The organism is Pantoea sp. ABR1s (assembly GCF_057812235.1).
The window spans coordinates 3,842,325-3,856,689 of record NZ_CM173823.1; the positions used below are offsets into that span (position 1 = coordinate 3,842,325).

Consider the following 14,365-nt stretch of genomic DNA (forward strand, 5'->3'; position numbering starts at 1 on the left):
GTACAGGTCTGACCAGAAAACCAGCGTTTGCAATGCGCGTGATTAAAACGAAAATGATTTCCACAATGCAAAAGGAGAAACAATGATGGCAACGCCGGTTCCTGTTAAGCGCGGCAAGAAACCCCGTGGCACCCCTGTCGCCGCACCCGCGGGCGGTCAGGTGCAATCGCTGACCCGCGGCCTGACGCTGCTGGAGCTGATTGCTGACTCACATGGCAGCGTAGCGCTGACCGAGCTGGCTCAGCAGGCGGGTTTGCCTAACTCCACCACGCATCGCCTGCTCAGCACCATGCAGCAGCAGGGTTTTGTCCGGCAGGTGGGCGATCTCGGGCTGTGGACGATCGGCGCACACGCCTTCGTGGTCGGCAGCAGTTTCCTGCAGAGCCGTAACCTGCTGGCGCTGGTACACCCGGTGCTGCGTAGCCTGATGGAGCAGTCCGGTGAAACGGTGAATCTGGCGGTGCTGGATCTCAGCGATCACCAGGCGGTGATCATTGATCAGGTGCAGTGTACCCAGCTGATGCGAATGTCTGCGCCGATTGGCGGCAAGCTGCCGATGCATGCGTCTGGCGCAGGCAAAGCGTTTCTGGCCCATCTGGGCGATGAGCAGGTCACCGCCCTGCTGCATCAGAAAGGATTGCATTACTACACGCCGAAAACCCTGATGTCGCCGCAGAGTCTGAAAGAGAATCTGGCGCTGGTGCGCAAAGCGGGCTTCTCATTTGATGATGAAGAGCATGCGCTTGGACTGCGTTGTGTCGCCGCGCCAATCTATGACGAACATGGCGAGGCGTTTGCCGCGCTCTCTATCTCCGGCCCCATCGCCCGCATGACTGACGATCGGATTACTGAATTAGGTGCACTGGTCATCCGCGAAGCGCGCCAGGTTACGCTGGCGTACAGCGGTCGTTAACTTTATCTGCGCCGTAGCAGACGCTGAAACGCTGCGTCTGCCGCCAGGCGATCACCTCTTCCACATGACCCTGGGCGATGCGCTGCTGCTGCGCGCGCCACCAGCGGACGTCGAATATCTCCGGATGCAGTTGCAACAGCAATGCGCCGGTAGCGGCTTCACTGCATAACGCATAGCGGAAGGTTTCCGGGAAGACATCGTCCGGCCCGACGCTGTACCAGGGCTCGGCGCTGAGTTCATCCTCCTCATAGCGCGCCGCGGGCACATCCCGGAAGTGCAGCTCCTGCATCGGGCGAATCTCATCGTAATCGTAAAAAATCACCCGGCCATGGCGCGTGATGCCGAAGTTTTTAAACAGCATGTCTCCGGGAAAGATATTGGCCGCCGCCAGCTGTCGGATGGCATTGCCATACTCTTCAATCGCGTGACGTCGCTCTGCGGCATTCGCCTGGGCCAGGTAGAGATTAAGCGGCTGCATACGGCGCTCCAGCCACAGGTGACGAATAATCAGGCGATCGCCTTCGATATGCAGCTTCTCAGCCACGCAGGCGTGGAGCTCTGCCAGCAGCGCCGGTGATATGCGCGACAGCGGCAGCGCAAACTGTTCGAACTCCTGCGTATCCGCCATACGTCCCACGCGATCGTGCTCTTTGACCTGCTGATAACATGCGCGGACCTGCGCTTCCGTCACCTCTTTTTGCGGCGCGAAGCGATCCCTGATGACCTTGAACACCCAGTCAAAGCCCGGCAGCGTGAAGACCAGCATCACCATGCCGCGCATGCCGGGTGCGATCTCAAAGGCCGTCTCATTCTCTGCCAGCGCCTGAAGATACTCGCGATAGCTCTCGGTTTTACCGTGCTTCTGGCAGCCAATCGCCATATAGCGCTCCGCCAGGGTTTTGCCAGGCAGAATCGGTTGCAGCCAGGCGACCAGCGCCGCAGGCACCGGCGCATAAACCATGAAATAGGCGCGGGCAAAACCAAAGACAATGCTGGCGTCATTCACATCGGTCAGACAGGTGTCGATCCACAGTTCGCCCGTTTCACTGCGCTGGATCGGCAGCAGACAGGGCAAGATGCCTTCCGGCAGATGCAGCCGCGCCACCAGCCAGGCGGTTTTGTTACGATAGAAGAGTTCACTGTTAACCTCGAGCCAGCCCTGGTTCAGCCGGGGAAAATGCGACTGCAGGTGGCGGACAATCCAGCCGACGTCGCGAGCGCGCTGCTGCCACGGCAACGTCAGCGGTAAATCGCTCAACACCTGATCCACCAGTGCCAGCCAGCCCCGCTCCGGCTGATAACGGCGCGATAACGGGCGCAAAGGTGTGACCGGTGCGGTCAGGGATTGAGAGCTGAAGATAAACAGCCGGTCAGGCTGCAGATCGGCATGTCCATGTAACCGGCAGTAGACAGAATTAAAGAAGCTTTCGGCAATTTCATGCCGTGGATAGCCGGGCAGCAGGCTTTGATAGTGGTCCTTAACCCGCAGCCAGAACATCTCATCCCAGCTGGCCGCACCGTTCAGCACCCGCAGTTGATCGGCAACCAGGCTGACGTGATGGTCATAGAGATGAATACGGGCCTTCATGGCATGTTGCACCGCCTGCCATTCCGCCTGCTCAAACCGCTGCTGTGCGCCAGCAGTGATGTCGAGAAAGCGACCATACTGTGCATCAAAACCCTGCAGGATAGTGTGGGCGATCAATGATTCGCGTGGCGGCATAATCAGCTCCGGTAAACGCCCGCCCGCGGTTTGCGGACGGGGAATCAGTCAGAGGAAAAGGGTCAGAACTGATGCTCTTCGGTCGAACCGGTGAGCGCGGTGACCGAGGACTTACCGCCCTGAATGATATTAGTCACCTGATCAAAATAGCCGGTGCCCACCTCCTGCTGATGCGAAGAGAAGCTGTAACCGCGATCGCGGGCAGCGAACTCAGGCTGCTGAACCTTTTCAACATAGTGACGCATCCCTTCGCCCTGGGCGTAGGCGTGGGCCAGATCAAACATGTTGAACCACATGCTGTGGATGCCCGCCAGCGTGATGAACTGGAAGCGATAGCCCATGTCGCTGAGCGCCTGCTGAAACTTCGCGATGGTGCGATCGTCGAGGTTCTTCTTCCAGTTGAACGACGGTGAACAGTTGTAGGCCAGCAGCTTGCCGGGGAAACGCGCATGAATGGCGTCGGCAAAGCGCTGCGCCATCGCCAGATCCGGCGTTGAGGTTTCACACCACAGGATGTCAGCATAAGGTGCATAGGCCAGCCCGCGACTGATCGCCTGTTCAATGCCGGCGTGGGTGCGGAAGAAGCCTTCTGCCGTCCGGTCGCCCTGGATAAAGGGACGATCGTATTCATCGCAGTCTGAGGTAATCAGATCGGCGGCGTCGGCATCAGTTCGTGCCAGCAGCACGGTTGGCACGCCCATCACATCGGCAGCCAGCCGTGCCGCCACCAGTTTCTGAATGGCTTCCTGAGTCGGTACCAGAACTTTGCCGCCCATGTGACCGCATTTTTTTACCGCCGCCAGCTGATCTTCGAAGTGGACGGCCGCCGCGCCCGCCTGAATCATCGCCTTCATCAGCTCATACGCATTCAGCACGCCGCCAAAACCAGCTTCAGCATCGGCCACAATCGGCAGGAAGAAATCGGTGTGCCGGCTGTCCCCCGCTTCAATGCCGCTGGACCACTGAATCTGATCGGCGCGCTGAAAGGTCTGATTAATGCGCGTCACCACTTCCGGCACCGAGTTCACCGGGTAGAGGGACTGATCGGGATACATCTGCCCCGCCACGTTGGCATCCGCCGCTACCTGCCAGCCAGAAAGGTAGATCGCTTCGATGCCCGCTTTGGCCTGCTGCAGTGCCTGCCCGCCGCTCAGCGCACCCAGGCTATTGATATACCCTTTCTTCGCCTCGCCATTCAGCAACGCCCATAATTTTTCCGCACCGCGCTCTGCCAGCGTACAGGCGGGCAAGACCGAGCCGCGCAGATTGACGACCTCTGCTGCGCTGTAAGGGCGGGTAATGCCCTGCCAGCGTGCGGTCTGCCAGAGTTGTTCCAGTTGATCGATCTGTTGAGTACGTGTCATGGCAATAACTCCTCTGTTCAGGGGATCAGGCGATAGCCTGGCAGGGTAAGAAAGGAAACCAGCTCGCGCTCGGTGGTGATCTGAGCCATCAACTGCGCCGCGTCGTCATAGCGACCGGCGCTGAAGTGGGCTTCGCCCAGCGCGTTTTGCAGCAGATGCAGCTCTTCGTTAAGCCAGCGCAGAAACAGTTCAGCTGTGACCTGCTGGCCGTTGTTCAGCATTTGCTGATGATGAATCCATTGCCAGATTGAGGTGCGTGCGATCTCAGCGGTGGCGGCATCCTCCATCAGTCCGTCAATCGGGACACAGCCGTTACCGCTGATCCACGCTTCCAGATATTGCAGCGCAACACGGATGTTGGCGCGCATACCGGCTTCGGTGCGCTCACCCTGACAGGGCGCCAGCAACTGCTCCGCTGTGATCGGCGCATCCTCTTCCCGCATGACCTGCAGCTGGTTTGGCCGGTCGCCCAGCGCAGCGTTGAAGACCGCCATCGCGGTCTCTGCCAGACCAGGATGAGCAATCCAGGTGCCGTCATGCCCGTTACCTGCCTCCCGCTGCTTATCTTCCGTCACGCGCTGCAGTACCCAGGCATTGCGCGTGGGATCTTTAGCGGGGATGAGCGCTGACATCCCGCCCATCGCAAAAGCCCCCCGCCGATGACAGGTTTTAATCAGCAGTCGCGAATAAGCGTCCAGGAACGGCTGAGACATGGTGACGGACTGGCGATCCGGCAGCACGCGATCCGCATGCTGTTTAAGGGTTTTGATATAGCTGAAGATGTAATCCCAGCGGCCACAGTTGAGGCCAACAATGTGATCGCGCAGATTCCACAGGATCTCATCCATCTGAAACACGGCGGGTAAGGTTTCGATCAGGACAGTGGCTTTGATCGTGCCACGCGGCAGATCGAACTGATCCTCGCTGAAACTGAAGATCTCACGCCACCAGGCGATCTCCTGCCAGCTCTCGGTTTTCGGCAGATAGAAATAAGGCCCGCTGCCTTTGGCCAGTAATGGCCGGACGTTGTGGAAGAAATAGAGCGCGAAATCAAACAGCCCGCCCGGAATTGCCTTCCCCTGCCAGCTGACATGTTTTTCTGACAGATGCAGACCACGCACCCGGCACATCAGCACCGCAGGGGTAGCGCCGAGCTGATAAATTTTGCCCTTGTCGCTGGTATAACTCAGGGTGCCCTGTACTGCTTCGCGCAGTGTCAGCTGCCCTTCAATCAACGTTGACCACTCCGGAGAGAGCGAATCCTCAAAGTCGGCCATAAAGACTTTAACGTTTGAGTTCAGGGCGTTAATCACCATTTTCCGATCGGGTGGACCGGTGATCTCGACCCGACGATCTTCTAAATCTGCCGGAATAGATTGAATACGCCATTCACTGGCCCTTATGGAAGCCGTTTCCATATCGAAGTCTGGCAGATAGCCCTGGTCATATTGCTGCTGACGCTGCTGGCGAGCCGATAACAGCACTTCGCGTTGCGGTGCAAAGCGTGCAACCAGAGACTCTAAAAAAGAAACAGCCTCGGGCGTTAACAGGTGCTGTTCTGCATGGCTAAAGGGCTGGCTGAAAATCAGGGTATGGCTGATCACTGAGTCTGTCATGCTGGCGTTCTCCTGTATTCAAAGGATCGAAAGCAGCGGATCCACACGGTGTTTATTTTGTAAGCTACAGGATCAGAGCATAAGCATTTATTTTTTTAAATCAAAAACTATTTCCATTTTTAAATACAAATTAACCTATCCTGATGTTTTATCTGCAATAAAACTTTAATCCGTTAAAGGAATTGTTTTCATTTAACGTTTTAAAGGCGAAAAAAAACCGTGTTGCCATCGGCTAACACGGTTCAGTTGATCTTCAGACGGGACTATTCCAGCGTTGGGTTCATGTGACGCAGATCGAACGGCGTGATCTGGTAAACGTAGTAGTTGAGCCAGTTCGAGAACAGCAGATTGCCGTGACTGCGCCAGGTGGCGCGGGGTGGCAATACCGGATTATCCTGCGGGAAATAGTTATAAGGGACTTCCGGATTCACCCCCGCTTCATAATCGCGATGATACTCACCAGACAACGTCAGGGCATCATATTCCGGGTGACCGGTAACAAACACCAGACGTTTGTCTTTACTCGCCATCAGATAGGCCCCGGTTTGTTCCGATTCAGCAAACAGCTCAAGATCGGTGTAATCCGTAATCAAATGGGTGGGGAAATCAGCATAGCGTGAGTGCGGTGCGAGGAAATTATCATCAAAACCGCGGGTCAGTAACGCATGGGGATGCAGTATCTGATGCTCATAGACGCCAGACAGTTTGTTATGCCGGGTTTGCTTGGGAATGCCATACAGAATGTTAAGCGCAGCCTGAACCGCCCAACAGACAAACAGGGTTGAGGTGACATGCTCATTTGCCCAGTGCAGAACGCGCTGAATCTGTGGCCAGTAAGCGACATCATTAAAATCAACCAGCCCGAGTGGCGCACCTGTCACGATTAAGCCATCGTAGTTATCATGCTGGATATCTTCAAAATTGCAGTAGAAGTTGTTGAGGTGCTCAGTGGGTGTATTGCGTGACTCACGGCTGTCGATGCGCAGCAGCTGAATATCGATCTGTAAGGGCGAGTTGGAAAGCAGACGCAGAAACTGATTCTCCGTTTCGATCTTTTTCGGCATCAGATTCAGTATGAGCACTTTAAGCGGGCGGATCTCCTGAACACTGGCGCGCGACGATGTCATCACAAAGACATTTTCGTCACGCAAAAAATTCACTGCCGGTAATTCGTCGGGAACCCTGATTGGCATAACCTGCTCACCTCTTACAACCATATAAACGTTTAGACATCTGGATGCCCAACATTAGCCTGATCGATGTAAGATGTCGAGGTTTGATGCAGAAAATGAAAATGTTTCAGCTTAACGTGGCAAAGTGCAGACGTAAAAAAGCCCCGCACTTTCGTGCGGGGCTTCTTCACTTATTTAATGCCTGGCAGTTCCCTACTCTCGCATGGGGAGACCCCACACTACCATCGGCGCTACGGCGTTTCACTTCTGAGTTCGGCATGGGGTCAGGTGGGACCACCGCGCTAAAGCCGCCAGGCAAATCTTGGTGCACGAAACGAATCTTTTACGCCATGACCGCGTTGCCATCGCTCAGCCACACCGGTCACATACTTCAGTATGCTCCCGCTGACGTCCTCGCTCTGCGCCTTGTCACGCCGCAAAATCTTTCGTTTCCGCTAATTTTTATCCGGTACAGGCTGAAAATTGTGTCTCTCAAAAACGCCTCTGGCGTTGTAAGGTTAAGCCTCACGGGTCATTAGTACCGGTTAGCTCAACGCATCGCTGCGCTTACACACCCGGCCTATCAACGTCGTAGTCTTCAACGTCCCTTCAGGACTCTCAAGGAGTCAGGGAGAACTCATCTCGGGGCAAGTTTCGTGCTTAGATGCTTTCAGCACTTATCTTTTCCGCACTTAGCTACCGGGCAATGCCATTGGCATGACAACCCGAACACCAGTGGTGCGTTCACTCCGGTCCTCTCGTACTAGGAGCAACCCCCCTCAATTCTCCAGCGCCCACGGCAGATAGGGACCGAACTGTCTCACGACGTTCTAAACCCAGCTCGCGTACCACTTTAAACGGCGAACAGCCGTACCCTTGGGACCTACTTCAGCCCCAGGATGTGATGAGCCGACATCGAGGTGCCAAACACCGCCGTCGATATGAACTCTTGGGCGGTATCAGCCTGTTATCCCCGGAGTACCTTTTATCCGTTGAGCGATGGCCCTTCCATTCAGAACCACCGGATCACTATGACCTGCTTTCGCACCTGCTCGAGCCGTCACTCTCGCAGTCAAGCCAGCTTATGCCATTGCACTAACCTCACGATGTCCGACCGTGATTAGCTGACCTTCGTGCTCCTCCGTTACTCTTTAGGAGGAGACCGCCCCAGTCAAACTACCCACCAGACACTGTCCGCAGCCCGGATCACGGGCCTACGTTAGAACATCAAACATTAAAGGGTGGTATTTCAAGGTTGGCTCCACGCAGACTGGCGTCCGCGCTTCAAAGCCTCCCACCTATCCTACACATCAAGGCTCAATGTTCAGTGTCAAGCTGTAGTAAAGGTTCACGGGGTCTTTCCGTCTTGCCGCGGGTACACTGCATCTTCACAGCGAGTTCAATTTCACTGAGTCTCGGGTGGAGACAGCCTGGCCATCATTACGCCATTCGTGCAGGTCGGAACTTACCCGACAAGGAATTTCGCTACCTTAGGACCGTTATAGTTACGGCCGCCGTTTACCGGGGCTTCGATCAAGAGCTTCTCCTTGCGGATAACCCCATCAATTAACCTTCCGGCACCGGGCAGGCGTCACACCGTATACGTCCACTTTCGTGTTTGCACAGTGCTGTGTTTTTAATAAACAGTTGCAGCCAGCTGGTATCTTCGACTGGCTTCGGCTCGGGGAGCAAGTCCCTCCACCTACGCGCCAGCGTGCCTTCTCCCGAAGTTACGGCACCATTTTGCCTAGTTCCTTCACCCGAGTTCTCTCAAGCGCCTTGGTATTCTCTACCTGACCACCTGTGTCGGTTTGGGGTACGATTCTGTGTTACCTGATGCTTAGAGGCTTTTCCTGGAAGCTGGGCATTTATCACTTCAGCACCGTAGTGCCTCGTCGTCACGCCTCAGCGTTAACAAGCGTCCGGATTTACCTGGACACTCCGCCTACACGCTTAAACCGGGACAACCGTCGCCCGGCTGATATAGCCTTCTCCGTCCCCCCTTCGCAGTAACACCGAGTACAGGAATATTAACCTGTTTCCCATCGACTACGCCTTTCGGCCTCGCCTTAGGGGTCGACTCACCCTGCTCCGATTAACGTTGAACAGGAACCCTTGGTCTTCCGGCGAGCGGGCTTTTCACCCGCTTTATCGTTACTTATGTCAGCATTCGCACTTCTGATACCTCCAGCATGCCTCACAGCACACCTTCGACGGCTTACAGAACGCTCCCCTACCCAACAACACATAAGTGTCGCTGCCGCAGCTTCGGTGCATGGTTTAGCCCCGTTACATCTTCCGCGCAGGCCGACTCGACCAGTGAGCTATTACGCTTTCTTTAAATGATGGCTGCTTCTAAGCCAACATCCTGGCTGTCTGTGCCTTCCCACATCGTTTCCCACTTAACCATGACTTTGGGACCTTAGCTGGCGGTCTGGGTTGTTTCCCTCTTCACGACGGACGTTAGCACCCGCCGTGTGTCTCCCGTGATAACATTCTTCGGTATTCGCAGTTTGCATCGGGTTGGTAAGCCGGGATGGCCCCCTAGCCGAAACAGTGCTCTACCCCCGAAGATGAGTTCACGAGGCGCTACCTAAATAGCTTTCGGGGAGAACCAGCTATCTCCCGGTTTGATTGGCCTTTCACCCCCAGCCACAGGTCATCCGCTAATTTTTCAACATTAGTCGGTTCGGTCCTCCAGTTAGTGTTACCCAACCTTCAACCTGCCCATGGCTAGATCACCGGGTTTCGGGTCTATACCCTGCAACTTAACGCCCAGTTAAGACTCGGTTTCCCTGCGGCTCCCCTATACGGTTAACCTTGCTACAGAATATAAGTCGCTGACCCATTATACAAAAGGTACGCAGTCACCCCCATAAAGAAGGCTCCCACTGCTTGTACGTACACGGTTTCAGGTTCTGTTTCACTCCCCTCGCCGGGGTTCTTTTCGCCTTTCCCTCACGGTACTGGTTCACTATCGGTCAGTCAGGAGTATTTAGCCTTGGAGGATGGTCCCCCCATATTCAGACAGGATACCACGTGTCCCGCCTTACTCATCGAGCTCACAGCATGTGTGCTTTTGTGTACGGGAGTATCACCCTGTACCCTGCGACTTTCCAGACGCTTCCACTAACACACAAACTGATTCAGGCTCTGGGCTGCTCCCCGTTCGCTCGCCGCTACTGGGGGAATCTCGGTTGATTTCTTTTCCTCGGGGTACTTAGATGTTTCAGTTCCCCCGGTTCGCCTTGCAGCACTATGTATTCATGCTGCAATGATGCACAGAGTGCACCGGGTTTCCCCATTCGGACATCGACGGCTGTAGCGGTTCATATCACCTTACCGTCGCTTTACGCAGATTAGCACGTCCTTCATCGCCTCTGACTGCCTGGGCATCCACCGTGTACGCTTAGTCGCTTAACCTCACAACCCACAGGCGTTTTACAACGCTGCGAATTGCAAGCATTTGAGAGACTCGAACGCATCGCTTTGTCATTCCTTATTACGGAGGAATGACGCGCTGCGTCGTTTCAATTTTCAGCTTGTTCCGGATTGTTAAAGAGCAATATCTTAAACACGACTCGTAAGTCATCTTTAAGATATGTGGGTAACATCTTTCACCTGTCACCAAGCTTTGGCGTCCCCTAGGGGATTCGAACCCCTGTTACCGCCGTGAAAGGGCGGTGTCCTGGGCCTCTAGACGAAGGGGACAATTAAGTCTGTCTTCGAAAGACACTTTGCTCGTTATTTTCTATCAGACAATCTGTGTGGACACTGCGCGGGAAAGTATCTTCAGGTAAGGAGGTGATCCAACCGCAGGTTCCCCTACGGTTACCTTGTTACGACTTCACCCCAGTCATGAATCACAAAGTGGTAAGCGCCCTCCCGAAGGTTAAGCTACCTACTTCTTTTGCAACCCACTCCCATGGTGTGACGGGCGGTGTGTACAAGGCCCGGGAACGTATTCACCGTGGCATTCTGATCCACGATTACTAGCGATTCCGACTTCACGGAGTCGAGTTGCAGACTCCGATCCGGACTACGACGCACTTTGTGAGGTCCGCTTGCTCTCGCGAGGTCGCTTCTCTTTGTATGCGCCATTGTAGCACGTGTGTAGCCCTACTCGTAAGGGCCATGATGACTTGACGTCATCCCCACCTTCCTCCGGTTTATCACCGGCAGTCTCCTTTGAGTTCCCGACCGAATCGCTGGCAACAAAGGATAAGGGTTGCGCTCGTTGCGGGACTTAACCCAACATTTCACAACACGAGCTGACGACAGCCATGCAGCACCTGTCTCACGGTTCCCGAAGGCACTAAGGCATCTCTGCCAAATTCCGTGGATGTCAAGAGTAGGTAAGGTTCTTCGCGTTGCATCGAATTAAACCACATGCTCCACCGCTTGTGCGGGCCCCCGTCAATTCATTTGAGTTTTAACCTTGCGGCCGTACTCCCCAGGCGGTCGACTTAACGCGTTAGCTCCGGAAGCCACTCCTCAAGGGAACAACCTCCAAGTCGACATCGTTTACGGCGTGGACTACCAGGGTATCTAATCCTGTTTGCTCCCCACGCTTTCGCACCTGAGCGTCAGTCTTTGTCCAGGGGGCCGCCTTCGCCACCGGTATTCCTCCAGATCTCTACGCATTTCACCGCTACACCTGGAATTCTACCCCCCTCTACAAGACTCAAGCCTGCCAGTTTCAAATGCAGTTCCCAGGTTAAGCCCGGGGATTTCACATCTGACTTAACAGACCGCCTGCGTGCGCTTTACGCCCAGTAATTCCGATTAACGCTTGCACCCTCCGTATTACCGCGGCTGCTGGCACGGAGTTAGCCGGTGCTTCTTCTGCGGGTAACGTCAATCGACGCGGTTATTAACCCCGTCGCCTTCCTCCCCGCTGAAAGTACTTTACAACCCGAAGGCCTTCTTCATACACGCGGCATGGCTGCATCAGGCTTGCGCCCATTGTGCAATATTCCCCACTGCTGCCTCCCGTAGGAGTCTGGACCGTGTCTCAGTTCCAGTGTGGCTGGTCATCCTCTCAGACCAGCTAGGGATCGTCGCCTAGGTGGGCCATTACCCCGCCTACTAGCTAATCCCATCTGGGTTCATCCGATAGTGAGAGGCCCGAAGGTCCCCCTCTTTGGTCTTGCGACGTTATGCGGTATTAGCCACCGTTTCCAGTGGTTATCCCCCTCTATCGGGCAGATCCCCAGACATTACTCACCCGTCCGCCACTCGTCACCCAAGGAGCAAGCTCCTCTGTGCTACCGTCCGACTTGCATGTGTTAGGCCTGCCGCCAGCGTTCAATCTGAGCCATGATCAAACTCTTCAATTTAAGTTTGATTTGCTTAAACAAGTTAAGCGGTGCTCATCTGTAAAACGTCATAATGAATTTCATTATGTGTTCACTCGTGAGGCTTGATATTTTTTACGTCCGGAGACGCTGATATCAATCCTGCGAGTGCCCACACAGATTGTCTGATAAATTGTTAAAGAGCAGTGCGAACAGTGCGTTAGCGTCCTGTCGCGAGGTGGCGTATATTACGCTTTCCTCCTGCAGAGTCAACCTCTTTCTCAGAAGTTTTTCTCCGGCGGCTCAGTCTCCTGCGCCTCTCAACCTGTCATTCCGTTGCCGGTGTGCCGTGTTGATGGATGCGCATTATAGGGAGTTGTCTGAGAGGCGCAACCCATAAATTGCATAAAAAAGAGCGTTCGCTGCATTCCACAGCAAAAGCGGCTGTTATACGCAGTTACACACAATGTTATCCACATTAGTCGGGCCAGATAAATTTAGGCGAGCATCACGCAAACGTTTTCGCTACAATGCCGGGCGAAGTTCCGGACACCCCTTTTCGGGGCGTTACCTGAGGTTTTTGATTTTTTCTTCCTGTATAGAGAAGAGAAAACCGCTGTAAAGCCTGATGTAACGCTCTTATATACGCGAAACAAAGCCAAGGGATAAACCACCATGCAACAAACTCGTCCTGTACGCCGCGCATTGCTCAGTGTCTCTGACAAAGCCGGTATCCTCGAATTTGCTCAGGCGCTCTCAAGTCGCGGTGTCGAACTGCTCTCCACAGGCGGAACAGCTCGCCTGCTGGCGGATGCGGGTCTGGCTGTCACAGAAGTCTCTGACTACACCGGTTTCCCGGAAATGATGGATGGACGCGTCAAAACCCTGCATCCCAAAGTGCATGGCGGCATTTTAGGTCGTCGTGGCCAGGATGATGCCATTATGGCGCAGCACGACATCAGCCCAATCGACATGGTGGTCGTTAACCTCTATCCCTTTGCACAGACCGTCGCCCGTGAAGGATGTTCACTGGAAGATGCAGTGGAAAATATCGACATCGGTGGCCCGACCATGGTGCGCTCTGCTGCCAAGAACCATAAAGATGTGGCAATCGTGGTCAGCAGCGGCGACTACGAAGCGATCATTGCCGAAATGGATGCCCATGAAAATGGTCTGAAGCTTGAGACCCGTTTCGATCTGGCGATCAAAGCGTTTGAACACACCGCCGCGTATGACAGCATGATCGCTAACTACTTTGGCAGCCTGGTACCCGCCTATCACGGTGATCGTAATCAGCCTGCTGGCCGTTTCCCGCGTACCCTGAATCTGAACTTCATTAAGAAGCAGGATATGCGCTACGGTGAAAACAGCCATCAGGATGCTGCCTTCTATATAGAAGAGAACATCACTGAAGCTTCAGTGGCGACGGCCCGGCAGGTTCAGGGCAAAGCGCTCTCCTATAACAACATTGCTGACACGGATGCTGCACTGGAGTGCGTAAAAGAGTTCAGTGAACCCGCCTGCGTCATCGTCAAACATGCGAACCCTTGTGGCGTAGCGACCGGTGACTCGCTGCTGACAGCCTATGAGCGTGCTTACCAGACCGATCCGACCTCCGCATTTGGCGGTATCATCGCCTTTAACCGCGAGCTGGATGAAGCAACTGCGCAGACCATTATCAGCCGCCAGTTTGTTGAGGTGATTATCGCGCCAGCGGTTTCCGAGGCTGCGCTGAAAATTACCGCCGCGAAGCAGAATGTCCGTGTCCTGATCTGCGGCCAATGGCAAAACCGTACTGCCGCACTGGATTTCAAACGTGTCAACGGGGGTCTGCTGGTACAGGATCGCGATCTCGGCATGGTTGATGCCAGCCAGCTGCGCGTCGTCAGTAAACGTCAGCCAACCGAACAGGAACTGCGTGATGCGCTGTTCTGCTGGAAAGTAGCGAAGTTCGTTAAGTCTAACGCCATTGTTTATGCACGCGACAACATGACTATCGGTATCGGTGCCGGACAGATGAGCCGTGTCTATTCCGCTAAGATTGCCGGCATTAAAGCAGCCGATGAAGGGCTGGAAGTAAAAGGATCAGCCATGGCGTCGGATGCCTTCTTCCCGTTCCGTGATGGTATTGATGCGGCAGCCGCGTCAGGCGTGAGCTGCGTCATCCAGCCTGGCGGCTCCATCCGCGATGAAGAGGTGATTGCGGCGGCTGATGAGCACGGCATTGCCATGATCTTCACCGACATGCGTCACTTCCGCCATTAATCGTTCTGGAGAGAA

6 protein-coding genes, 1 tRNA gene and 3 rRNA genes are annotated in these 14,365 nt (G+C 54.8%); 2 read left to right on the forward strand and 8 right to left on the reverse strand.

The features are described 5' to 3' along the window. The first annotated feature begins 85 nt into the window (after positions 1–85). The gene (iclR, locus tag ACXKZD_RS18095; RefSeq protein ID WP_010252683.1) at positions 86–913 is read left to right on the forward strand and encodes a glyoxylate bypass operon transcriptional repressor IclR; all 828 of its coding nucleotides are present in this window, start codon (positions 86–88) and stop codon (positions 911–913) included. Here iclR and aceK read toward each other — a convergent pair. The 8 genes from aceK to ACXKZD_RS18135 form a co-directional block, all read right to left on the reverse strand. Continuing rightward, positions 888–2,636, reverse strand: coding sequence for a bifunctional isocitrate dehydrogenase kinase/phosphatase (gene aceK / locus ACXKZD_RS18100; protein ID WP_488981785.1), 1,749 nt, complete (start codon positions 2,634–2,636; stop codon positions 888–890). The genes iclR and aceK overlap by 26 nt on opposite strands. A gap of 62 nt (positions 2,637–2,698) precedes the next feature. Next, entirely contained in the window at positions 2,699–4,000 is a 1,302-nt protein-coding gene (gene aceA / locus ACXKZD_RS18105; RefSeq protein ID WP_010672196.1) for an isocitrate lyase, read from the reverse strand. A 17-nt stretch (positions 4,001–4,017) separates the two neighbouring features. Then, a complete protein-coding gene (aceB, locus tag ACXKZD_RS18110) occupies positions 4,018–5,616 on the reverse strand; it encodes a malate synthase A (protein ID WP_488981786.1) in 1,599 nt (532 codons plus the stop codon). 263 nt (positions 5,617–5,879) lie between these two features. After that, a complete protein-coding gene (metA, locus tag ACXKZD_RS18115; protein WP_010252696.1) occupies positions 5,880–6,809 on the reverse strand; it encodes a homoserine O-acetyltransferase MetA in 930 nt (309 codons plus the stop codon). Between the two features lie 179 nt (positions 6,810–6,988). Continuing rightward, positions 6,989–7,104 (reverse strand): 5S ribosomal RNA (gene rrf, locus ACXKZD_RS18120). 198 nt (positions 7,105–7,302) lie between these two features. Next, positions 7,303–10,211, reverse strand: a 23S ribosomal RNA gene (locus ACXKZD_RS18125). A gap of 212 nt (positions 10,212–10,423) precedes the next feature. Continuing rightward, positions 10,424–10,499: transfer RNA gene (locus tag ACXKZD_RS18130), tRNA-Glu, on the reverse strand. A gap of 86 nt (positions 10,500–10,585) precedes the next feature. Then, positions 10,586–12,127, reverse strand: a 16S ribosomal RNA gene (locus ACXKZD_RS18135). The 16S, 23S and 5S rRNA genes sit together here with 1 tRNA gene alongside, the layout of an rRNA operon. Before the next feature lie 633 nt (positions 12,128–12,760). Between ACXKZD_RS18135 and purH the strand changes: the two genes are divergently transcribed. Continuing rightward, positions 12,761–14,350, forward strand: a complete 1,590-nt coding sequence (gene purH / locus ACXKZD_RS18140) for a bifunctional phosphoribosylaminoimidazolecarboxamide formyltransferase/IMP cyclohydrolase (RefSeq protein ID WP_179257624.1) — start codon at positions 12,761–12,763, stop codon at positions 14,348–14,350. Positions 14,351–14,365: the final 15 nt, after the last annotated feature.

Excerpts from the sequence above, each read along its gene's own strand:
- iclR (WP_010252683.1), top strand. The coding sequence starts at position 86 with ATGGCAACGCCGGTTCCTGTTAAGCGCGGCAAGAAACCCCGTGGCACC.
- aceK (WP_488981785.1), bottom strand. The coding sequence starts at position 2,636 with ATGCCGCCACGCGAATCATTGATCGCCCACACTATCCTGCAGGGTTTT.
- aceA (WP_010672196.1), bottom strand. The coding sequence starts at position 4,000 with ATGACACGTACTCAACAGATCGATCAACTGGAACAACTCTGGCAGACC.
- aceB (WP_488981786.1), bottom strand. The coding sequence starts at position 5,616 with ATGACAGACTCAGTGATCAGCCATACCCTGATTTTCAGCCAGCCCTTT.
- metA (WP_010252696.1), bottom strand. The coding sequence starts at position 6,809 with ATGCCAATCAGGGTTCCCGACGAATTACCGGCAGTGAATTTTTTGCGT.
- purH (WP_179257624.1), top strand. The coding sequence starts at position 12,761 with ATGCAACAAACTCGTCCTGTACGCCGCGCATTGCTCAGTGTCTCTGAC.